The 20,247-nt window shown below is 71.2% G+C and carries 15 protein-coding genes and 1 tRNA gene; 11 read left to right on the top strand and 5 right to left on the bottom strand.

Annotated features, from left to right (window positions below):
- The first annotated feature begins 6 nt into the window (after positions 1-6).
- Together ACIQWG_RS27820 and ACIQWG_RS27815 are read left to right on the top strand one after the other, a co-directional pair.
- A complete protein-coding gene (locus tag ACIQWG_RS27820; RefSeq protein WP_404100653.1) occupies positions 7-597 on the top strand; it encodes a hypothetical protein in 591 nt (196 codons plus the stop codon).
- Positions 598-694: 97 nt separating this feature from the next.
- A complete protein-coding gene (locus tag ACIQWG_RS27815) occupies positions 695-3,430 on the top strand; it encodes a Tat pathway signal sequence domain protein (RefSeq protein ID WP_404100651.1) in 2,736 nt (911 codons plus the stop codon).
- Between the two features lie 68 nt (positions 3,431-3,498).
- On the opposite strand, the gene ACIQWG_RS27810 is transcribed toward ACIQWG_RS27815, so the two are convergent.
- Positions 3,499-5,895 (bottom strand): SCO7613 C-terminal domain-containing membrane protein, encoded by a 2,397-nt coding sequence (locus ACIQWG_RS27810; protein WP_404100649.1) that lies wholly within the window; start codon positions 5,893-5,895, stop codon positions 3,499-3,501.
- Positions 5,896-5,996: 101 nt separating this feature from the next.
- Between ACIQWG_RS27810 and ACIQWG_RS27805 the strand changes: the two genes are divergently transcribed.
- Positions 5,997-6,455 (top strand): SRPBCC family protein, encoded by a 459-nt coding sequence (locus ACIQWG_RS27805; RefSeq protein WP_404100647.1) that lies wholly within the window; start codon positions 5,997-5,999, stop codon positions 6,453-6,455.
- 39 nt (positions 6,456-6,494) lie between these two features.
- Positions 6,495-6,566 (top strand) — tRNA-Val (locus tag ACIQWG_RS27800).
- 51 nt (positions 6,567-6,617) lie between these two features.
- Here ACIQWG_RS27800 and ACIQWG_RS27795 read toward each other — a convergent pair.
- A complete protein-coding gene (locus tag ACIQWG_RS27795; protein ID WP_404100645.1) occupies positions 6,618-7,343 on the bottom strand; it encodes a 3'-5' exonuclease in 726 nt (241 codons plus the stop codon).
- 169 nt (positions 7,344-7,512) lie between these two features.
- Here ACIQWG_RS27795 and ACIQWG_RS27790 point away from each other — a divergent pair, with 169 nt between their 5' ends.
- The 3 genes from ACIQWG_RS27790 to thrS all read left to right on the top strand — a co-directional run bounded on the left by ACIQWG_RS27790 (position 7,513) and on the right by thrS (position 11,709).
- Complete coding sequence (locus tag ACIQWG_RS27790; protein ID WP_404100643.1) at positions 7,513-8,079, top strand: DUF4365 domain-containing protein; 567 nt, start codon at positions 7,513-7,515, stop codon at positions 8,077-8,079.
- Complete coding sequence (locus ACIQWG_RS27785) at positions 8,076-9,305, top strand: hypothetical protein (RefSeq protein WP_404100641.1); 1,230 nt, start codon at positions 8,076-8,078, stop codon at positions 9,303-9,305. The genes ACIQWG_RS27790 and ACIQWG_RS27785 overlap by 4 nt, the downstream gene beginning before the upstream one ends.
- 427 nt (positions 9,306-9,732) lie before the next feature.
- Entirely contained in the window at positions 9,733-11,709 is a 1,977-nt protein-coding gene (thrS, locus tag ACIQWG_RS27780) for a threonine--tRNA ligase (protein WP_404100639.1), read from the top strand.
- Positions 11,710-11,759: 50 nt separating this feature from the next.
- On the opposite strand, the gene ACIQWG_RS27775 is transcribed toward thrS, so the two are convergent.
- The gene (locus ACIQWG_RS27775) at positions 11,760-12,419 is read right to left on the bottom strand and encodes a potassium channel family protein (RefSeq protein ID WP_404100637.1); all 660 of its coding nucleotides are present in this window, start codon (positions 12,417-12,419) and stop codon (positions 11,760-11,762) included.
- 78 nt (positions 12,420-12,497) lie between these two features.
- Between ACIQWG_RS27775 and ACIQWG_RS27770 the strand changes: the two genes are divergently transcribed.
- The gene (locus ACIQWG_RS27770) at positions 12,498-13,046 is read left to right on the top strand and encodes an HIT family protein (protein WP_404100635.1); all 549 of its coding nucleotides are present in this window, start codon (positions 12,498-12,500) and stop codon (positions 13,044-13,046) included.
- Between the two features lie 48 nt (positions 13,047-13,094).
- Here ACIQWG_RS27770 and ACIQWG_RS27765 read toward each other — a convergent pair whose 3' ends face one another.
- A complete protein-coding gene (locus ACIQWG_RS27765) occupies positions 13,095-14,756 on the bottom strand; it encodes a hypothetical protein (protein WP_404100634.1) in 1,662 nt (553 codons plus the stop codon).
- Between the two features lie 190 nt (positions 14,757-14,946).
- Positions 14,947-17,145, bottom strand: coding sequence for an elongation factor G-like protein EF-G2 (locus tag ACIQWG_RS27760; protein ID WP_404100632.1), 2,199 nt, complete (start codon positions 17,143-17,145; stop codon positions 14,947-14,949).
- Positions 17,146-17,422: 277 nt separating this feature from the next.
- Here ACIQWG_RS27760 and pgsA point away from each other — a divergent pair, with 277 nt between their 5' ends.
- From pgsA to ACIQWG_RS27745, 3 genes are read left to right on the top strand one after another with little or no spacing between them, the layout of a single operon-like run.
- Positions 17,423-18,127, top strand: a complete 705-nt coding sequence (gene pgsA, locus ACIQWG_RS27755) for a phosphatidylinositol phosphate synthase (protein ID WP_404100630.1) — start codon at positions 17,423-17,425, stop codon at positions 18,125-18,127.
- Positions 18,124-19,050, top strand: a complete 927-nt coding sequence (locus tag ACIQWG_RS27750) for a phosphatidylinositol mannoside acyltransferase (RefSeq protein ID WP_404100628.1) — start codon at positions 18,124-18,126, stop codon at positions 19,048-19,050. Before pgsA ends, ACIQWG_RS27750 begins: the two co-directional genes overlap by 4 nt.
- Entirely contained in the window at positions 19,047-20,222 is a 1,176-nt protein-coding gene (locus tag ACIQWG_RS27745; protein WP_404100627.1) for a glycosyltransferase family 4 protein, read from the top strand. The genes ACIQWG_RS27750 and ACIQWG_RS27745 overlap by 4 nt, the downstream gene beginning before the upstream one ends.
- Positions 20,223-20,247 lie beyond the last annotated feature (25 nt).

Below are 20,247 nucleotides of genomic sequence, written 5' to 3'. Positions count from 1 at the left end.
GTGACGATGGCCGGGACACGGGTGAGAGCGCGCAGGGAATCGGTCTTCGGGGAACGGTTCGCCGTGTTCGCCGAGTGCCTGCTCACCGGTGTGTGGATCGCCGTGGGCTGCCTCGGTCTGCTCACTGGTCCGGCCGCCCTGGCCGCCGGGGCACGGCATCTGCGTCGCCGTATCGCGCACGAGGACGGCGGTCTGCGGGAGTTCGTCGCCGACTTCCAGGCCGCCGTGCGCGGCGGGTGGGCCGTCGGACTCGCCGGGTGGGCCGCGGTGGGCGCGGTCTGGGTCGACGTCCAGGCCGCGCGGGCCGGGATTCCCGGTGGGCCGCTCGTCGGGGCCATCGGCGTGTCCGCCCTGATCGGTGCCGTCGTGACCCTGCTGCGGGCGGCGGCCCTCTGGACCCCCGGCGCCGGCTGGCGGGCGCTGCTGGCCGGTGCCGGGCGGCGGACCGTGCTCGACCCCGCGGGGTCCTTCCTGATCGTCGGCGGGCTGGCCGTCGTGGCCGCCTCCGCCTGGTTCGCCGCGCCGCTGGCGGTGCCCGTCCTCGGGGCCGTCGTGGCGGCGGCCGTCGCCGTGGAGGAGCGGTACCGGCACCGCTGACGGGCGGTGCCTCTTTCAAGGTTGGTGCGCCGAGCGCCGTCCCTCTCTCTGTCATGTCCCTGACCATCCCCTCGCACCCGCACGGAAAGGAAAGGCCATGTCCCCCATCCCTCGCAGGTCCCTTCTCAAGGCGGCCGCGGTCGCCGGAGCGGCAGCGCACTTCAGTTGGGCACTAGGGGCGAAGGACGCGCAGGCCGCGCCCGGAGCCGAGGCCGCCGACGCCGATCCGGTGACCCTGGACTGGCTGGAGGACGGCGGTCTGGGCGCCGCCCCCGGCTCCACCGTCGGCGTCCCCTGGCCGAAGGGCGTGTACCAGCCGGACCAGTCGTTCGCGCTGACGGACGCCGACGGCAAGGCCGTCCCCGTGCAGTCCTGGCCGATCGCCTACTGGCCCGACGGGTCCCTCAAGTGGACGGCACACGCGGTCGGTTCGGGCAACGGCAAGCTCACCCTGGCCGCCGGCGAGGCCGCCGTACCCGCCGAGAAGGTCACCGTCCACCAGGGCGGCGGCACGGTCGACGTCTCGACCGGCGTCATCTCCGCGAGGATCGGCAAGTCCGGCGCCACCCTGATCAAGTCGGTGACCAGGGGCTCCACCGAGATCGCCAGGGACGGCCGGCTGGTGCTGATCCGCCAGCCCGAGATCGAGGACGAGGACCAGGGCGCCGTCAGGACCGAGCGCTTCGAGGGAGCGATCTCCGAGGTCACCGTCGAGCAGGAGGGCCCGGTCCGCGCGGTCGTCCGGATCGACGGCAAGCACCGCAAGGGCCACCGGAGTTGGCTGCCGTTCTCCATCCGGCTCTACTTCTACGCGGGCGCCGACTCCTTCCGCATGGTGCACACCATCACGTTCGACGGCACCCAGGAACCGGGCAAGGCGAGCGGTGACTTCATCCGTGGCATCGGCGTGCGCTTCACCGTGCCGATGCGCGACCAGTCCTACGACCGCCACATCCGCATCGGCGGCGAGGGCACCGGCATGCTCCGCGAGGCCGTCAAGGGCATCACCGGACTGCGCCGCGACCCCGGGGCCGCCGTCCAGGAGGCGCAGTTCGCGGGGGAGAAGCTGCCCGACCCGGCCACCTGGGACCAGCGGGTCACCACCCGCCTCCAGTACATCCCCGAGTGGGGCGACTACACCCTCTCCCAGCTCTCCGCCGACGGATTCACCCTGCGCAAGAGGACCAAGAAGGGCTACGGCTGGATCGGCGCCGGCGGTGGCCGGCGGGCCTCCGGGTTCGGCTACGTGGGCGGCGTCAGCGGCGGACTCTCCTTCGGGCTGCGGGACTTCTGGGAGAAGTTCCCCGCCCAGCTCGACATCCGCGACGCCCACACCGACCGGGCCGAGGTGACCGTATGGCTCTGGTCGCCCGAGGCGCAGCCCATGGACCTGCGCTTCTACCACGACGGCATGGGGCAGGACACCTACCCCGAGCAGCTCGAAGGCCTCAACATCACCTACGAGGACTACGAGCCGGAGTTCGGGACGCCGTACGGCATCGCCCGCACCTCCGAACTCCTCTTCTGGGCCAACGAGTCCACGCCGTCGGCGGATGCCCTCGCCCAACAGGTGGACGCCGTACGGGTGTTGCCGCAGCTCGCCGCCCCGCCCCAGCAGCTCATCAAGGCCAAGGTGTTCGGGCCGGGGCTGTACTCCGAGCCGGACCGCTCGACCCCCGCCAAGGCGAAGATCGAGGACCACCTCGACTTCCTCTTCACCTACTACAAGGACCAGGTGGAGCAACGCCGTTGGTACGGCTTCTGGGACTACGGCGACATCATGCACACCTACGACACCGTCAGACACCAGTGGCGGTACGACATCGGCGGCTACGCCTGGGACAACTCCGAGCTGTCGCCCGACCTGTGGCTGTGGTTCGCGTATCTGCGGTCGGGGCGTGCCGACATCTTCCGGTTCGCGGAGGCCATGACGCGGCACACCGGCGAGGTCGATGTGTATCACCTGGGGGAGTGGGCGGGCCTCGGCACCCGGCACGGGGTGCAGCACTACGCCGACAGCGCCAAGCAGCAGCGCATCGCCAACACCACGTACCGGCGCTACTACTACTTCCTCACCGCCGACGAGCGGGTCGGCGACCTCATGCACGCCAACGTGGACTCCGACGAGACCTTCCTCGTCCTCGACCCGATCCGCAAGATCCGCACCGAGCCGTACACACCCGACCGGCACGCCCTGTCGATCGGGTTCGGCACGGACTGGAGCGGGCTCGTGTCGGCGTGGCTGACCGAGTGGGAGCGCAAGGGCCCCAAGTGGGAGAAGGCCAAGGCGCGGGTGCTGTCCACGATGGAGACGATCGCCGCCCAGCCGAACGGGTTCGTGCAGGGGAGCGGGCTGTACGACCTCGACACGGGCCGGTTCGCTGTCGCGGACAAGGCGGTGGTCGGCGTCTCCCATCTCTCCGCCGTCTTCGGCCTCAACGAGTTGTGCGCGGAGTTGATCGACCTCGTCGACATGCCGAAGTTCAACGAGGCGTACTTCGACTACTGCCGCTATTTCAACGCCACCAAGGCGGAGCAGGCGGCGCGTTACGGGGCCAACTTCGGTACGTTGCTGCTGTTCCAGGGGCACTCGCGGCTGGACGCGTACGCGGCCGTGCGGACGGGGGACGAGAAGCTCGCCGCCCGCGCGTGGGAGAAGTTCTACAACTCCGACGGGTACAAGGAGTCGGCGCCCTGGAGGACGGAGGAGCTGAGCGGACCGGCTGCTTTGGTGCCGGGGAGTGAGGCTGCCTGGGTGTCCACGAATGACACTGCGTTGTACGGGCTTGCGGCCATCGAGAACCTCGCGCTGCTCGGGGACAGAATGCCTTAGGGGTTCTTGGGGAGCTGCGGGTTCGTCGTGGCTGGTCGCGCAGTTCCCCGCGCCCCTGACGGGCCGCTTCAGTCCATCCTCGTCAATACGTCCCGTACTCGGCGGACATCGCTGATGCGCCGCTCGTACGTCGCCCCGACTGCGAGCAGCAGCAGGCCTGCCAGCGCCGGAGGTACCCAGCGGGGGAGCGAGTCGGTCACCTGGGCGATGTACGGGGCGAGTTCGTGCAGGGCGTCCAGCGCGAGCACTGTGCTGCCCAGCAGCAGCGGGGCCTTGAGATGGTGGCGGGCGCCCACCAGGGTGACCGCCAGGGCCGCGAGGCCCAGCAGCAAGGGACGCGTCCACTGCGGGTCGCCCCAGGCCGCGAGGAGGCTGGGCACGAGCGTGGCGGCCAGACCGGGGCCGTACGCCGTCCAGGACGACGCCTCGGGGTCGCGGCGCCTGCGCAGGACGCCGACGAGCAGCGCCGGGACGCTGACCGGCAGCGTGTACGCCTCCGGTGTCCCGACGTCCCAGGCCGCGAGGCGTACCCAGGTGGCCAGGACGAACAGGGCCGCGGCGGCGTAGGAGACGGTACGGCGGTCCGGGCGGGCCGCCGTACCGGCGGTGATCACACCGCAGAGCGCGAGGACCAGGGCGAGCATCGGCAGGTCGGCCGTGGCCGCGGCCAGCCCGACGGCGAGCAGCGCGGCGAGCGCGCCCGTGACCTCGACCGGGATCGTCGCCCGCGCCTGGTCGAGCCGCGCCGCGAGCAGGGCCGCGGCCACCGGCACCGCCAGGACCAGCAGGGCGGTGTGCTGCGGCTCCCAGCCGGCCGCGGCACCCGTCGCGCAGGCCAGCGCCGCGGCGAACGCGAGCGCGGCCGGGGCCGTGACCGGCGCGAGGTGCGGCTTCCAGGAGGCCGCCGCGAAGAGCGCCGTCAGCGTCGCGAGCACACCCAGAGTGGCGCGTTCGGTGGTGAGGGAGAGGAAGACCAGAGGGAGGGAGGTGAGGAGGGCGAGCACCGTGGCGGTCGGGCCGGGGGACGGGAAGGCCGGCTCGGTGGACGCCGGGCGTTCCGGCAGCCGTATCCACGCGGCCGCCGCGAGCACGCCCGCCGTCGTGAGTCCGAACGCCATCAGACCGACGGCATACGGGACTTCGAGCACCGGCGGAAGGACCAGCGCCGTCGCCCACGCCAGGATCAGCACACCGGTCAGGGTCCAGGGGCGCCGGGCCGACAGCAGCAGACCGACGGCGACGACCACCAGAACGACCGGCACCGTCTCCGCGTCCGGCGGCCACGGCACATCCACCGTCACCGCCTCGCGGATGCCGCCGGGCGCCCCCGACCACACCCGCTGCGCCCACCCGACCGGACCCAGCAGCGCGATACCCACCAGCGGCAATGTCCACAGCACGGCAAGGCCCTGTACGGCTGCGGAGGCGCGACCGAACCCGGTCCGTACCCTCTCCGGCAGCCGCTCCACCCGTACCGCCGCGAGCAGCGCGATCCCGCACGCCAGATACGTCGGAACCGTCCACGCGTCCGGCAGCACCGAGCGGGCCGTGCCGCCCAGCGCGCCGGCGATGAGCAGGCCGGCGGTGACAGCGAGGCCGCCCGCCTGCTTCTCGGCGGTCCCCTGCCACGCCGCCGAGAGCGCGATGCCCGCGGCCAAGAGGAGGAGCGCCGCCGCACGGGCGGCGGCGCTCGGGCCGGTGGCCGTCAACGACAGCCAGCCGGCGGCCCACACGCCCCAGGCACCCAGGCCGTACGCGCCGATCGCGGCGGTCAACCGTACGGACCCGGCCGGCGCCCGGAGCGCCACACCCCCGTCGAGCCCGGCCGTCACCAGGACGGCGGCCGTGATCACGGACGGGCTCGCGCCGGCCGCCACCGCCCAGAGGGCGAGGGGCAGTTGGGCGGCGACCAGCGCGGCGGGCAGGGGCAGACGCAGTTCGGAGGTCCGCGGCAGCAGGCCGTACGCCGCCCAGAGGGTCGCCAGTGCGGCCGACGCGGCGGCGACGAAACCCAGGGGGTCCGAGTCGGCCAGAGCGACCTGGTGCAGGGCGTACGCGTCCAGCACGGTCAGCGCGAACCCGAGGCCCGCCATCGCCTCGGCCGTCGACCGCAGCCCGTGCCTCAGCAGCGGCACCGGCGCGGCGAGCACCGCCACCGTGACCGCGCCGAGCACCAGGGCACGCCCGGCGATCCCCAAGTGCCCCCAGCTGACCAGCGTGAACGCCATGGCGGCGATGGTCAGCAGGACACCGCCGAGCACCAGCAGGACGTTCTGGACCCGGGGCGGCGAGGCCTCGGGGCGCGGGGATGGCACAGGGGCCGGTGCGGTCGGGCGGGGCGCCGCTTGCAGTGCGGTGACCAGCCAGGCCCGGCGGTGCAGCAACTGGGCCCGGCGGGCGTCCAGTTGGCGCAGCTCCAGATCGAGGAGCCGCAACTCCTCGGCCGGCGGCGGAAAGGGCGTCATGCCTGGAGTGTGGTCCGCGTCACGTCGTGCGGCATGAGTGCGCGTACTCAGAACCTACTCAGATGTGCCGCGAACCCGCTGTGTGCGGGCAGACTCGGCCCATGGATTGGAGCCACTACCGCTTCCGCAGCCTGTGGGCCCTGCCCGCGCCGCCCACCGCCGTCTACGACGTGCTGGAACAGGCCGAGGACTACCCCCGCTGGTGGCCGCAGGTGCGGAAGGTGACCAAACTCGACGAGACCACCGGCGTGATCACGATCCGCTCGGTCCTGCCGTACGACATGGTCTTCACCGCGCGCGAAGTCAGACGGGACCGGGAGGGCGGCGTGCTGGAGATCGCCATGTCCGGGGACCTCGACGGCTGGGCGCGCTGGACCGTCAGCGCGGGCGGTCCCGGCAGCCTCGCCCGCTACGACCAGGTCGTCGACGTGAACAAGCCGTTGCTCAGACGGTTCGCCGTGCCCGGTCGGCCGGTCTTCCGGGCCAACCACTGGCTGATGATGCGCGCCGGGCGGCGCGGACTGCTGGCGCATCTGGCCGGAGGTCATCAAGCGGTTTGAAGGAAACACGCGGGGACCTGTATTGTTCAGTCCGTTCCCGGGCGATTAGCTCAGTGGGAGAGCGCTTCGTTCACACCGAAGAGGTCACTGGTTCGAACCCAGTATCGCCCACCGGGGAAAGCCGGTCCGCCACTGCGGACCGGCTTTTTTGTGCGCGACGCCCTAAGCGGCCGCCGGCAGGTCCGGGCGCAGTGGCCACGCCGGGTCCACCGCCTCGTCGTTGCCGCTGCGGGCGAACCACGCCTGCAAGCCGCGTGCCTGGGCCGCGTGCCACACCGCCTGGAGGGGATGCAGCTCGGCGGGGGACAGGCGTTCCAGACGGGCCGCGAACCGGCGGCCCACGGCCCGCACGACTTCCAGCGAGGCGAGCGCGTCGGCCGCCGCGTCATGCGCGCCGTCCAGCGTGACGCCGTAGTGCGCGCACAGGTCGGTCAGCGTGCGCCGGCCCTTGCGATAGCGGTCCAGATGCTTGTCGATAACACGTGGGTCCAGCACCAGCATCGGCGTCGTCTCGAACCAGCGGTCCAGGGACGACGCGCGATGCCGGCGCAACTCGCGATCCAGCAACGTCAGATCGAACGGCGCGTTCATCACCACTATGGGCCTGGACAGCGCCGCTTGTCCGGCCAGTTCCTCGGCTATCTCCTGCATCACCGGCGCCGGCCAGCGGCCGTTGCGCTGGAGATGATCCTCCGTCAGTCCGTGTATCGCCGTCGCCGCCTCGGGCACCGGCACACCCGGGTTGACCAGCCACTGGGTCACCCGCGGCCGGGTGCCCGGGGCGTCCTGGACGACGACGGCCGCCGAAACGATCCGGTCGGTCTCGACGTCCACACCTGTCGTCTCCGTGTCGAATGCCGCCAGCGGGCCTTCATACCAGCACGCCATACCTACACAACCCCTCGTTCACCCACGGCAGCTGACGTACCGTCTTCTGCCCGTTTGGTGATACCCGGCCTGTTTGCGGCGTACGCCGGAAGGACACAACAGGAGTGCGGGTCTTTGCAGTTCAGCGGCCCGGTACGGGGATTCACTAGGCTTGGAAGGCTGTTTGGTCATGGCGATAGCGCAGCCCGAGCGGGGCGGGCTGCTGCCCGAACGCACGGGCCCCCATCGCGGTTCACTCGCCACCACCGCCTGCATGGAGACATTGCAGGTGGGCTATCTGCACGCCGTCGCCGCGGCGGCCGGATGCTCGCTGTCCCAGCCCTTTCCGGACAACGGCATCGACTGGCACGTCAGCCACAGCGCGCCCGGGCACACGGTCGACGACGAGGTCACCATCAAGGTGCAGCTGAAGGCGACGTACCAGATCGCGCCGAACCCACCCGGCCGCTTCTTCTCGTTCACGCTCGACAACGACCACCTGGCGAAGCTCGCGCGCACCCCGGTCTCGGTGCACAAGATCATGGTCGTGATGCTCGTCCCGCGCACCCAGGACGACTGGCTGCGCGCCAGCCACGACCGGCTCGACCTGCGGCACTGCTGCTACTGGGTCAACCTGGCCGGACACCCGATCACCGGGCGGCGCCGCACCACCGTGCGGATACCGACCTCACGCATCTTCGACGACCGGGCGCTCTGCGAGATCATGACGCGGGTCGGGACGGGAGGCAAACCATGACGCACCGCCCCCTGGAGGAGCCGGTACGACCAGCGCGGCCGCACCCGGTCGACGCGTCCTGGGACCGTCCCCCCGAGCCGGGCGAGGTCGACCCCGCCGTGCTCAGCGCCCTGCTGCACCGGCACGGCTGGCAGCGGCGCGGGGGAGCGGCGGGGCGCTACGGCCGCTGGACCCCGCCCGGTCCCGGTGGCGGCGGCACGAGCCTGCTCGTCCCCGAGTCCCGGGCCTTCCCCGACAGCGACGACCTGCTGGGCGAGGCGCTCGTCGCCCTGTCCCGCAGCGGCATGCCGTCCGCGCGCGAGGTGCTGGTCGGTCTCGCCGTGCCCAGCGACGAGATCCGCTGGTGGCGGGACACGCCCAGCGGACCGGCCGGGGCCGCGCCCTGGACCGTCGAGGAGGAACTGCGCACCGCCGCCCGCCAGATGCTGCTCGCCGCCGCGCTCGCCACGCGCGCGCGGGCCGGCTACTACGGCGCCCGGCACCGCCGCTCGGCCGCCGCGATGCTGGAGAGCGTCCTCGTCGGCGCCGGGTCGGGCGGGCGCGGCCTCGCCGCCTTCGTGCCCGTCGGCGCCGGACGTCCGCTCGCGGTACGCCTCCACCAGGCGCTGTACGCCGCCCGCGAGGCCATCGACTACCAGCGGGCCACCGGCGGCATGGACGCCTTCGACGGCGCCGTGGAGGCTGGTGTCAGCCGCGAGCTCACCGAGGCTCTGATCGCGCTCGTCCGCGGTACGGAGGGGGCGCGCATCGCCGTCGAGTGGGCGCCCGCGGCCGGGGTGCCGGAGGACTGCGGGGCCGGTGTCGAGCCCGTCGAGTTCTCGCCGGGCGACCTGCCGGTGCTGCGTGAGGCCGGCGCCCGCTATCTGCGCGAGGAGCCGTCCGTGCCGGTCCGGATCACCGGCGCGGTCGTACGGATGCGCAGGTCGGGGCCGCGCGGGGAGGGCACGGTACGGCTGCGCGTGCTCGCGGGCGCCGAGGTCCCGCACGTCCGGCTGACCCTGGACGAGGAGTCGTACCGCATAGCCGGACACGCACACCTCGTCGGGCTGCCGGTGCGGGTGCACGGGCGGCTGGAGAGCCGGGGCGGCTTCCGCAAGATCACCGCGGTGTCGGGGGTCGTGCCGGTACAGGTGGACGAGGCGGAGCGGGACCGGCTGATGAAGTCGCTCCAGGAGGACCTGGACTTCTTCGAGGAGGCTTGTGGTGGGGAGGATGCGGGGGACTGAGGGGCGGTTTCGGGGGACGTGGGGGGCGCTTTGCGGGGACTGAGGGGCGCGACTGAGGGAGGTCGCGCTGCGGGGGACTGACGAGCGTCGGTTGTGGGGCGACGTGCTGTAGCCGGTGTGCCGAATTTCTGGCTCGGTCGCCTGCGGGGCGCCACATGCCGGTGTCGAGAGCACGACCGTGCTCAGCCCTTCGGGCCTCCGCGCGCTCGCGCTCTCGACACCGGCGCGCCCCTCCGGCTCCCTCGCGGCCGGCGCGTCGGACCGGTGACCGTCGGTGGGCCGTTGCTCCGCGCCGGTGGGGGCCGGCCGGTCCGCGGGAGGCGTCCTTCGTGACCGTTTCGCGGTCGGGCGGCCGGGGTCGGTACGATCGCGTAATGCGCGCGCTCCTGGTATGGCGCCGCGATCCACCTTCAGTCAGGAGAGACCGGTGTCAGACGTCCGTGTGATCATCCAACGCGATTCCGAGCGGGAAGAGCGCGTGGTGACGACGGGCACTACAGCCGCCGACCTCTTCGCCGGCGAGCGCTCGATCATCGCCGCGCGCGTGGGCGGCGAGCTCAGGGATCTGTCGTACGCGGTCTCCGACGGTGAGGAGGTCGAGGGCGTCGAGATCTCCTCCGAGGACGGTCTCAACATCCTGCGCCACTCCACCGCGCATGTGATGGCCCAGGCCGTGCAGGAGCTGTTCCCCGAGGCCAAGCTGGGCATCGGCCCGCCGGTCAAGGACGGCTTCTACTACGACTTCGACGTCGAGAAGCCGTTCACGCCCGAGGATCTCAAGGCCATCGAGAAGAAGATGCAGGAGATCCAGAAGCGGGGGCAGCGCTTCGCCCGTCGCGTCGTCACCGACGAGGCCGCCCGCGAGGAGCTGGCCGGTGAGCCGTACAAGCTGGAACTGATCGGCCTCAAGGGCTCCGCCTCGTCCGACGACGGCGCGGACGTCGAGGTCGGCGCCGGTGAGCTGACGATCTACGACAACCTGGACGCCAAGACCGGCGACCTGTGCTGGAAGGACCTCTGCCGCGGTCCGCACCTGCCGTCGACCCGCGCGATCCCGGCGTTCAAGCTGATGCGCAACGCCGCCGCCTACTGGCGCGGCAGCGAGAAGAACCCGATGCTCCAGCGCATCTACGGCACCGCCTGGCCGTCCAAGGACGAGCTGAAGGCGTACCTGGACTTCCTCGCCGAGGCCGAGAAGCGTGACCACCGCAAGCTGGGCAACGAACTCGACCTGTTCTCGATCCCCGAGCAGATCGGCTCCGGCCTCGCCGTCTTCCACCCCAAGGGCGGCATCATCCGCCGGGTCATGGAGGACTACTCGCGCCGCCGGCACGAGGAGGAGGGCTACGAGTTCGTCTACACCCCGCACGCCACGAAGGGGAAGCTCTTCGAGACGTCCGGGCACCTGGACTGGTACGCCGACGGCATGTACCCGCCCATGCAGCTCGACGAGGGCGTGGACTACTACCTCAAGCCCATGAACTGCCCGATGCACAACCTGATCTTCGACGCGCGCGGCCGGTCCTACCGTGAACTGCCGCTGCGCCTCTTCGAGTTCGGGACCGTGTACCGGTACGAGAAGTCGGGCGTCGTGCACGGCCTCACCCGCGCGCGGGGCTTCACGCAGGACGACGCGCACATCTACTGCACCCGCGAGCAGATGTCGGAGGAGCTCGACAAGACGCTCACCTTCGTCCTCGGCCTGCTGCGCGACTACGGCCTGACCGACTTCTACCTGGAGCTGTCCACCAAGGACCCGGAGAAGTTCGTCGGCTCGGACGAGGTCTGGGAGGAGGCCACGGAGACGCTCCGCCAGGTCGCCGAGAAGCAGGGCCTGCCCCTGGTCCCGGACCCGGGCGGCGCCGCCTTCTACGGCCCGAAGATCTCCGTGCAGACCAAGGACGCCATCGGCCGCACCTGGCAGATGTCGACCATCCAGCTCGACTTCAACCTGCCCGAGCGCTTCGACCTGGAGTACACCTCCGCGGACGGCTCCAAGCAGCGTCCGGTCATGATCCACCGCGCGCTGTTCGGCTCCATCGAGCGGTTCTTCGCGGTGCTCCTGGAGCACTACGCGGGCGCCTTCCCGGCGTGGCTGGCCCCGGTCCAGGCGATCGGCATCCCGATCGGCGACGGGCACGTGGACTACCTGGAGAAGTTCGCCGCGGCGGCCAAGAAGAAGGGCCTGCGGGTCGAGGTCGACTCCTCCTCGGACCGGATGCAGAAGAAGATCCGCAACGCCCAGAAGCAGAAGGTGCCGTTCATGGTCATCGCGGGCGACGAGGACATGGCCAACAACGCCGTCTCCTTCCGCTTCCGCGACGGCTCGCAGGAGAACGGCATTCCGTTCGACGACGCCATCGCGAAGATCGCGCAGGTCGTCGAGGAGCGCGCGCAGGTCTGATCCGGCCGATCACGATCGCGCGGGCATGACGCGACCAGGCCCCCGGGAGCTCAGCTCTCCGGGGGCTTCGTGTCGCTCTCGCGGGAGAAGATCTCGAGCAGCCAGGACGAGAACGACCCCGTCACCGCGCCGAGCAGGGCCAGTCCGCCGGCCATCATCCCGGTCGCGATCGTCCGGCCACGGGTGGTCACCGGGGTGATGTCGCCGTATCCGACCGTGGTGAGGGTGGCCGCGGTCCACCACAGCGCGTCCCCGAAGGTCCGCATGGTGGCTCCGGGCGCTCCGCGTTCGGCCTGGTAGACCGCCAGGGCACCGGCGAAGCCGAGCAGCATGGTCGCCAGGCTCGCGTAGGCGATCACACGTGCGTGCAGCGAGAGGCGGGGCTGGCCCTGGCGGCGCTGGATCACGTCGTAGAGCGGCACGATCCGCAGCGGCCGGAGCAACGGCAGGATGACGACGACCGTGTGCAGGAAGTGGGTCCTGGCGAAGCGCGGGAAGCGCTGCCCGCTCAGGCGCCAGCGCACCACGTAGTCGATGGCGAACAGCACCCAGAGCGCGAGCATCGTGAACAGGCACAGGTCTTTCCAGGCGTCCGGCATGCTCACAGCGAGAACGCGGGCGGCATAGGCGCCCAGGAAGATCAGAGACGCCAAGAACAAGGGGATCTCGGTGCGCTGCTCCCAGCGGGCTGAAGGGCTGTCGTCGTCCACCGGCCCAGCTTGGCCGGTGATCTCCGTCCCGTCGCCCCGGCGACACGCCGCGAACGGACGAAGCCATATGCTGCACGCATGACGAGTGAGCCGGAGCAGCAGTGGGGAGTGGGGATCCAGGACGCGTTCCAGCGTCTGTGGACGCCTCATCGGATGGCCTACATCCAGGGTGAGAACAAGCCGACCGGTCCTGGTGCGGACGACGGCTGCCCCTTCTGCTCGATCCCGGCCAAGTCCGACGAGGACGGCCTGATCGTCAAGCGTGGCGAGCAGGTGTACGCGGTCCTCAACCTCTACCCGTACAACGGCGGCCACCTGATGGTCGTGCCCTACCGCCATGTCGCCGACTACACCGATCTCACCGAGCCGGAGACCGGCGAGCTCGCCGAGCTGACCAAGCAGGCGATGACCGCCCTGCGCACCGCCTCCGGCGCCCACGGCTTCAACATCGGCATGAACCAGGGCACCGTCGCGGGCGCCGGCATCGCGGCCCACCTGCACCAGCACATCGTCCCGAGGTGGGGCGGCGACACGAACTTCATGCCGGTGGTCGGGCACACGCGGGTGCTGCCTCAGCTGCTCGCGGACACGCGGAAGATGCTGGCGGAGGCCTGGCCGGCGGCTTGACCCGGCACCCCCTGGTGCAGGTGCCCTCGAAGGCCGAGGGCACCGCACCTACGCGTCGTACAGGTCTGCCTTCCTGGGCGTCGGATCCTGCACAGCCGTGCTGAGGAACGACGACCGCGTGCCGAACTTCTCGGTGTCCACGCCGTTCTCGCCGAGGACCTTGATCGCCGCGGCATGCACCACCCGCAGCACCGGCGTGGCCGCCCGCAGCGCGTCGTCGGCCATGAACCGGTGGCGCCAGGGCTGATCCGCCCACGCGTGCCGCAGCCCGAACGGCTCGGGGAGTCCCATCGTGCCGCCGAGCCAGTTCAGCATCGGCGGATACCAGGAGATCGGTGCCCGCACCGCCAGCCGTACCACCTCGTCGGTGTTGACCAGCGGAAGCTTCACCTTGCGGGTCTCCCAGGGCTTGAAGGACTTGGTGACCTCCTTGGTCGGTGCCTCGGGCTTCTCCTGGAACAGCCCGTTCACCGGACCGAGGGCGTGACCGGTCACCTCGATGCGCAGCGTCTCGTGCAGCACGGTCACCGTGATCAGCATGGTGATGATCAACTGGCCGTCCCACAGCGTCCACTGGACGCCCAGGTAGTGCCGGTCGCCGCTGCCGAACTGCTGCTTGTTGCAGATGTCCTGTATCGCGTGCTGCTTGACCTGGTAGGCCTCGACGTCCGTGCCCTCCGGCCGGGACACCGCCTTGGCGCCCTCGGCGATCGGCGTGACCACCCAGTGCCGTATCGACGGCTTCGGGAAGCCGCCGGTGTTCAGCGGGCCGCGCTCCAGCATGCGCAGTTGGTCGTGGATCGACCGGATCACGTCCCAGCTGCGGAAGGGGTGGATCTCCCGGGTGGGGTCGGCGGGCACCAGATCCTCCGCCAGCTGCCAGCTGCCCCAGCGGGTGCCCATGCCCAGTATCCCCTTGGGCCCGGCGTAGAACACGGAGTTGGACTGCTGCTCGGCGCTGAGCTTGGCGAGCGACTGACGCAGTTGCTCGGCCTGGGTCTCGGTCGGGCTGGTCGGCACGGCCTCGGGCACCTTGGCACCGACGCTGCTGCCGGCCAGCAGGCTGTCCCAGCGCTCCCGCAGGTCCTTCGCGGTGCGCTCGCAGACCTGCTTGGCCCAGAACCAGCCGAGCACCGGCATCACGACCGACGCACGCGCGTACCACGCCCAGAAGCCGGTGAACGGCATCCGGATCAGGAAGATCACGGCCAGCGCGCCCGCCGCGACGAGCAGCACGGAGCCGAGCGCGCCGCCCCGCTTGGCGTCCCGTTTCACGATGGTGGTGCGCAGTTGGAAGATCAGCAGCCAGAGCAGGAGCCCGGGCAGGAACAGCACACCGCAGATGACGGTGATGGCGCTGAGCATCCGGTCGCGGGCCTTGCGGATGTTGTTGGCGGCCAGACAGTGCTCGACGACGACCTGCGGCTCGGTGCCGAAGGACTGGATCAGGGGCTTGCGGCCACCGCCGAGCATGCGGTCGACGACAGCCCGCGAGTAGGCCTCACCGAGGTTGGGGCGGAAGATCTTCGCCCAGCTGCGGCCTGCCTTGATGTCGGTCTGGTGCCACTCGTTGTCGGCCTTCTTGATGTCCTCGTACGGGTTGTCCCGATAGGCCGCCGAGGCCAGCGCGAACGTCGCCGTCTGCCCCTCACCGGCCGTGCGAGGCACCTGCGGACCGAAGATGTCCGCGTAACCGCTCTCAACGGTCATTCCCGCCCCCGATCGCCGCACTGTCGCTTCTGCGGCCTTCCCGACTTCCGTACCGCGCACACCTGTTGATCAATGATCAGAGTATCCCCCGCCACTGACAATCGTCGGCGGACGGCCGAAGCCGCCCGCCGACGCGGAGGGGAGCATTCCGCGTGCAACCCGGTTGCGCCGGGAGGGCGCCCGGCGCCAACTACGAGGCGGCGCGCGCCTCTTCACGGATCCTTTCGGCGATCTGCGCCGGCATCGGTTCGTGCCGCGCGTACGCACGGTTGAAGCGCGCGGTGCCGTGCGACAGCGACCGCAGATCGACCGCGTACCGGCCGATCTCGATCTCGGGCACCTCGGCCTTGATGAGGGTGCGGCTTCCGCTGGTCTGCTCGGTGCCGAGGACCCGGCCGCGCCGCCCGGACAGGTCGCTCATCACGGCTCCGACGTAGTCGTCCCCGACGAGCACGGACACCTCGGCCACGGGCTCCAGCAGATGGATCTTCGTGTCGGCGGCCGCCTCCCGCAGCGCGAGCGCGCCGGCCGTCTGGAACGCGGCGTCGGAGGAGTCCACCGAGTGCGCCTTTCCGTCGAGCAGGGTGACCCGGATGTCGACGAGCGGATGGCCCGCCGCGACGCCTCTGGCGGCCTGGGCCCGCACACCCTTCTCCACCGACGGGATGAACTGCCGGGGCACCGCGCCGCCGACCACCTTGTCCACGAACTCGATGCCCGAACCGCCCGGCAGCGGCTCCACCTCGATCTCGCAGATGGCGTACTGCCCGTGGCCACCGGACTGCTTCACATGCCGGCCGCGGCCCGCCGCCTTGTTCGCGAACGTCTCCCGCAGCGACACCTTGTGCGGTACGACGTCGACCTGCACGCCGTAGCGGTTGCGCAGCCGTTCGAGCGCGACGTCCGCGTGCGCCTCGCCCAGAGCCCACAGCACGACCTGGTGGGTGGACTGGTTCTGCTCCAGCCGCATGGTCGGATCCTCGGCGACCAGCCGGGCGAGGCCCTGTGACAGCTTGTCCTCGTCCGCCTTGCTGTGGGCCTGGATGGCGAGCGGCAGCAGCGGATCCGGCATCTGCCAGGGCTCCATCAACAGCGGGTCGTCCTTGGCCGACAGGGTGTCGCCGGTCTCCGCGCGGCTCAGCTTCGCCACGCACGCCAGGTCACCGGCGATGCAGTGGCTGAGTGTGCGCTGCTGTTTGCCGAAGGGTGCGGACAGGGCGCCGATCCGCTCGTCGACGTCGTGGTCCTCGTGGCCGCGGTCGGCCAGCCCGTGCCCGGAGACATGCACCGTCTCGTCGGGGCGCAGGGTGCCGGAGAACACGCGCACCAGCGACACCCGGCCCACATACGGATCGGACGCCGTCTTCACGACCTCGGCGACCAGCGGCCCGTCCGGATCGCACAGTTTCAGCTCGCGCGGCTCGCCGTTCACCGTGGTGACCCGGGGTGCCTCGCGCTCCAGCGGCGTCGGGAAGCCCCGGGTGATCAGCTCCAGGACCTCCACCGTGCCCAGGCCCTGCCGGGCACCGTCGGTGGCCGGAGCGGCGGCCAGTACGGGGAAGAACGAGCCGCGCGCGACGGCCCGCTCCAGGTCCTCGATCAGCGTCTTGACGTCGACCTGCTCGCCGCCGAGATAGCGGTCCATGAGGGTCTCGTCCTCGCTCTCCGCGATGATCCCCTCGATCAGCCGGTTGCGGGCCTCCTCGATCCCGGGCAGCTGGTCCTCGCCCGGCTCGGACTCCTTGCGCTCCCCGGAGGCGTACTCGAACAGCTTCTGCGACAGCAGCCCGATGAGCCCGGTCACGGGCGCGTGCCCGTCCGGGGCCTGCGGTCCGTGCAGCGGCAGATACAGCGGCAGCACGGCGTCGGGGTCGTCCGCGCCGAAGGCCTCCGCGCAGATCCGCGTCATCTCCTCGTAGTCGGCCCGCGCGGCCTCCAGGTGCGTGACGACGATCGCACGCGGCATGCCGACGGCCGCGCACTCCTCCCACACCATGCGGGTCGAGCCGTCCACGCCGTCCGAGGCGGAGACGACGAAAAGGGCCGCGTCCGCCGCTCGCAGACCGGCCCTGAGTTCCCCGACGAAGTCGGCGTATCCGGGGGTGTCCAGAAGGTTGACCTTGATGCCGTCCCATTCGACCGGCACCAGGGAGAGCTGCACCGAGCGTTGCTGCCGGTGCTCGATCTCGTCGTAGTCGGATACCGTGCCGCCGTCCTCGACGCGGCCCGCCCGATTCACCGCCCCCGCGGTGAGCGCGAGGGCTTCCACCAGCGTGGTCTTGCCCGATCCGGAGTGGCCGACCAGCACCACATTCCGTACGGACGCGGGGTGGTCGGCCGCCGTAGCCCTGCCGGCGGCTCCGGGGTGTGCGTTCGCCTTGTCGCCCATGATCCTGCCTCCCGTGCACGGTGAGGTCACTGTGGGCGCGGACATACGGATCCGCGTGCGATAGCGGCTCCGATGACGCCCGCGGTCCTTCGAGCTTTCCACTCCCGTCACGGTGCGTCCATACGGCGGACGTGATCGCGCCACCGGGCACCGGTAGTCCAAGCCATCGGTCCCGTGTACGAGTGCCCGGCGGTCGCACTCACGCGCGCGTGGCTACGATGGGCCAGCCGGTGGCCAGCAGGGGCCGCACGGCGCCACACCGACCCTCGGGAAGGCCATGCTGAACAAGTACGCGCGTGCTTTCTTCACGCGTGTTCTCACGCCGTTCGCCGCGTTTCTGATCAGGCGGGGCGTCAGCCCTGACACGGTCACCCTGATCGGCACCGCCGGTGTGGTCGTGGGAGCGCTGGTCTTCTACCCCATGGGCGAGTTCTTCTGGGGCACGGTCGTGATCACGCTGTTCGTGTTCTCCGACCTCGTCGACGGCAACATGGCCCGCCAGCTCGGCCGCTCCAGCCGCTGGGGCGCCTTCCTGGACTCCACCCTCGACCGCGTCGCCGACGGCGCGATCTTCGGCGGCTTCGCCCTCTGGTACGCCGGTGGCGGCGACGACCTCGTGCTGTGCGCGGTGTCGATCTTCTGCCTGGCCAGCGGACAGGTGGTGTCGTACACCAAGGCCCGCGGCGAGTCGATCGGGCTGCCGGTCGCGGTCAACGGCCTGGTCGAGCGCGCCGAGCGCCTGGTGATCTCGCTGGTCGCGGCCGGTTTCGCGGGCCTGCACAAGTTCGGGGTGCCCGGCATCCAGTACCTGCTGCCGGTCGCCCTGTGGATCGTCGCCGTGGGCAGTCTCGTCACGCTCGTCCAGCGCGTCGTCACGGTCCGTCGCGAGTCCGCGGAGGCAGAGGCAGAGGCAGAGGGGGAGGCGACTGCCGGGCAGGACAAGCCGCAGAACGCCTCCCACGGGAGCGAGGCGGCCAAGTGAGCGCCCAGGACCGCCTCACGGACGCGCTGTACGGGCTCGGCTGGGGCACCGTCAAGAAGCTCCCCGAACCGGTCGCCGTCCGCCTCGGCCGCACCATCGCCGACCTCGCCTGGAAGCAGCGCGGCAAGGGCGTCCAGCGGCTGGAGAGCAACTACGCGCGCGTGGTGCCCGACGCGAGCCCGGAGCGCCTCGCCGAGCTCTCGCGCGCGGGCATGCGCTCGTACCTGCGCTACTGGATGGAGTCCTTCCGACTGCCGGCCTGGAGCGCCGAGCGTGTCAAGGGCGGCTTCGATCCCAAGGACCTCCACCATCTGACCGACGGCCTGGCCGCGGGCAACGGCGTGATACTCGCCCTGCCGCACCTGGCCAACTGGGACCTCGCCGGCGCCTGGGTCACCACGAAGCTGGAGACACCGTTCACGACGGTCGCCGAGCGCCTCAAGCCCGAGACGCTCTACGACCGCTTCGTCGCCTACCGCGAGGGCCTCGGCATGGAGGTCCTGCCGCACAGCGGCGGCACCGCCTTCGGCACGCTGGCCCGCAGGCTGCGCGACGGCGGCCTGGTCTGCCTGGTCGCCGACCGCGACCTGTCCGCCTCCGGTGTCGAAGTGGACTTCTTCGGCGCCACCGCCCGCATGCCCGCGGGACCGGCGCTGCTCGCCCAGCAGACGGGGGCGCTGCTGCTCCCGGTCACGCTCTGGTACGACGACTCCCCGGTCATGCAGGGCCGAGTCCATCCCCCGATCGAGGTACCCGACTCAGGTACCCGGCCCGAGAAGACGTCTGTCATGACACAGGCGTTGGCCGATGCCTTCGCCTCGGGGATCGCCGAACATCCGGAGGACTGGCACATGCTCCAGCGCTTGTGGGTCGCCGACCTGGAACCACGGCCTGCCGACAGTTCCGCCGGGGAGCGTCCGTGAAGATCGGGATCGTCTGCCCGTACTCCTGGGACGTGCCGGGCGGCGTCCAGTTCCACATCCGCGACCTCGCCGATTACTTCATCCGGCTCGGCCACGAGGTGTCCGTCCTCGCCCCCGCCGACGACGACACCCCGCTGCCGCCGTACGTCGTCTCGGCGGGCCGCGCGGTCCCGGTGCCGTACAACGGCTCGGTGGCCCGGCTGAACTTCGGCTTCCTCTCGGCGGCCCGGGTGCGCCGCTGGCTGCACGACGGCCGGTTCGACGTCATCCACATCCACGAGCCGGCGTCGCCGTCCCTCGGCCTGCTGACCTGCTGGGCCGCCCAGGGCCCCATCGTGGCCACCTTCCACACCTCCAACCCCCGCTCCCGGGCGATGATCGCGGCGTACGCGATCCTCCAGGCGGCCCTGGAGAAGATCAGCGCGCGCATCGCGGTGAGCGAGTACGCCCGCCGCACCCTCGTCGAACACCTCGGCGGCGACGCGGTGGTGATCCCCAACGGTGTCGACGTCGACTTCTTCGCCAAGGCCGAGCCCAACCCCGACTGGCAGGGGGACACGCTCGGCTTCGTCGGCCGCATCGACGAACCGCGCAAGGGCCTGCCGGTCCTGATGAGGGCGCTGCCGAAGATCCTCGCCGCCCGCCCCGGGACCAGGCTGCTGGTCGCGGGCCGGGGCGACGAGAAGGAGGCCGTGGCGTCCCTGCCCGCCGAGCTGCGCTCCCGCGTGGAGTTCCTCGGCATGGTCAGCGACGAGGACAAGGCCCGCTTCCTGCGCAGCGTCGACGTGTACGTCGCCCCCAACACCGGCGGCGAGAGCTTCGGGATCATCCTGGTCGAGGCGATGTCGGCCGGCGCCCCGGTCCTCGCCTCCGACCTCGACGCCTTCGCCCAGGTCCTGGACCAGGGCGCGGCCGGCGAACTCTTCGCCAACGAGGACGCGGACGCCCTCGCCGAGGCGGCCGTACGCCTGCTGGAGGATCCGGTGCGCCGGGCCGAGCTGAGCGAGCGGGGGAGCGCGCACGTCCGCCGCTTCGACTGGTCGACGGTCGGCGCGGACATCCTGTCGGTGTACGAGACGGTGACCGACGGTGCGGCGGCGGTGGCGGCCGACGACCGGACCGGGGGCGGCGGGAGCGGGCTGCGGGCGCGGTTGAGGCTCGCGCGGGACTGAGCGCCGGGCACGGGCGCGTACGGCA

The organism is Streptomyces sp. NPDC098781, assembly GCF_044759995.1.
GTDB lineage: Bacteria > Actinomycetota > Actinomycetes > Streptomycetales > Streptomycetaceae > Streptomyces.
This window is presented reverse-complemented; position numbering and strand designations above follow the sequence as displayed.

What these genes read in the sequence shown, in the direction of transcription:
- pgsA (WP_404100630.1), top strand. Translation starts at nt 17,423, where the DNA reads ATGCTGAACAAGTACGCGCGTGCTTTCTTCACGCGTGTTCTCACGCCG.
- ACIQWG_RS27815 (WP_404100651.1), top strand. Translation starts at nt 695, where the DNA reads ATGTCCCCCATCCCTCGCAGGTCCCTTCTCAAGGCGGCCGCGGTCGCC.
- ACIQWG_RS27770 (WP_404100635.1), top strand. Translation starts at nt 12,498, where the DNA reads ATGACGAGTGAGCCGGAGCAGCAGTGGGGAGTGGGGATCCAGGACGCG.
- ACIQWG_RS27790 (WP_404100643.1), top strand. Translation starts at nt 7,513, where the DNA reads ATGGCGATAGCGCAGCCCGAGCGGGGCGGGCTGCTGCCCGAACGCACG.
- ACIQWG_RS27785 (WP_404100641.1), top strand. Translation starts at nt 8,076, where the DNA reads ATGACGCACCGCCCCCTGGAGGAGCCGGTACGACCAGCGCGGCCGCAC.
- ACIQWG_RS27810 (WP_404100649.1), bottom strand. Translation starts at nt 5,895, where the DNA reads ATGACGCCCTTTCCGCCGCCGGCCGAGGAGTTGCGGCTCCTCGATCTG.
- ACIQWG_RS27760 (WP_404100632.1), bottom strand. Translation starts at nt 17,145, where the DNA reads ATGGGCGACAAGGCGAACGCACACCCCGGAGCCGCCGGCAGGGCTACG.
- ACIQWG_RS27820 (WP_404100653.1), top strand. Translation starts at nt 7, where the DNA reads ATGGCCGGGACACGGGTGAGAGCGCGCAGGGAATCGGTCTTCGGGGAA.
- ACIQWG_RS27795 (WP_404100645.1), bottom strand. Translation starts at nt 7,343, where the DNA reads ATGGCGTGCTGGTATGAAGGCCCGCTGGCGGCATTCGACACGGAGACG.
- ACIQWG_RS27765 (WP_404100634.1), bottom strand. Translation starts at nt 14,756, where the DNA reads ATGACCGTTGAGAGCGGTTACGCGGACATCTTCGGTCCGCAGGTGCCT.
- ACIQWG_RS27805 (WP_404100647.1), top strand. Translation starts at nt 5,997, where the DNA reads ATGGATTGGAGCCACTACCGCTTCCGCAGCCTGTGGGCCCTGCCCGCG.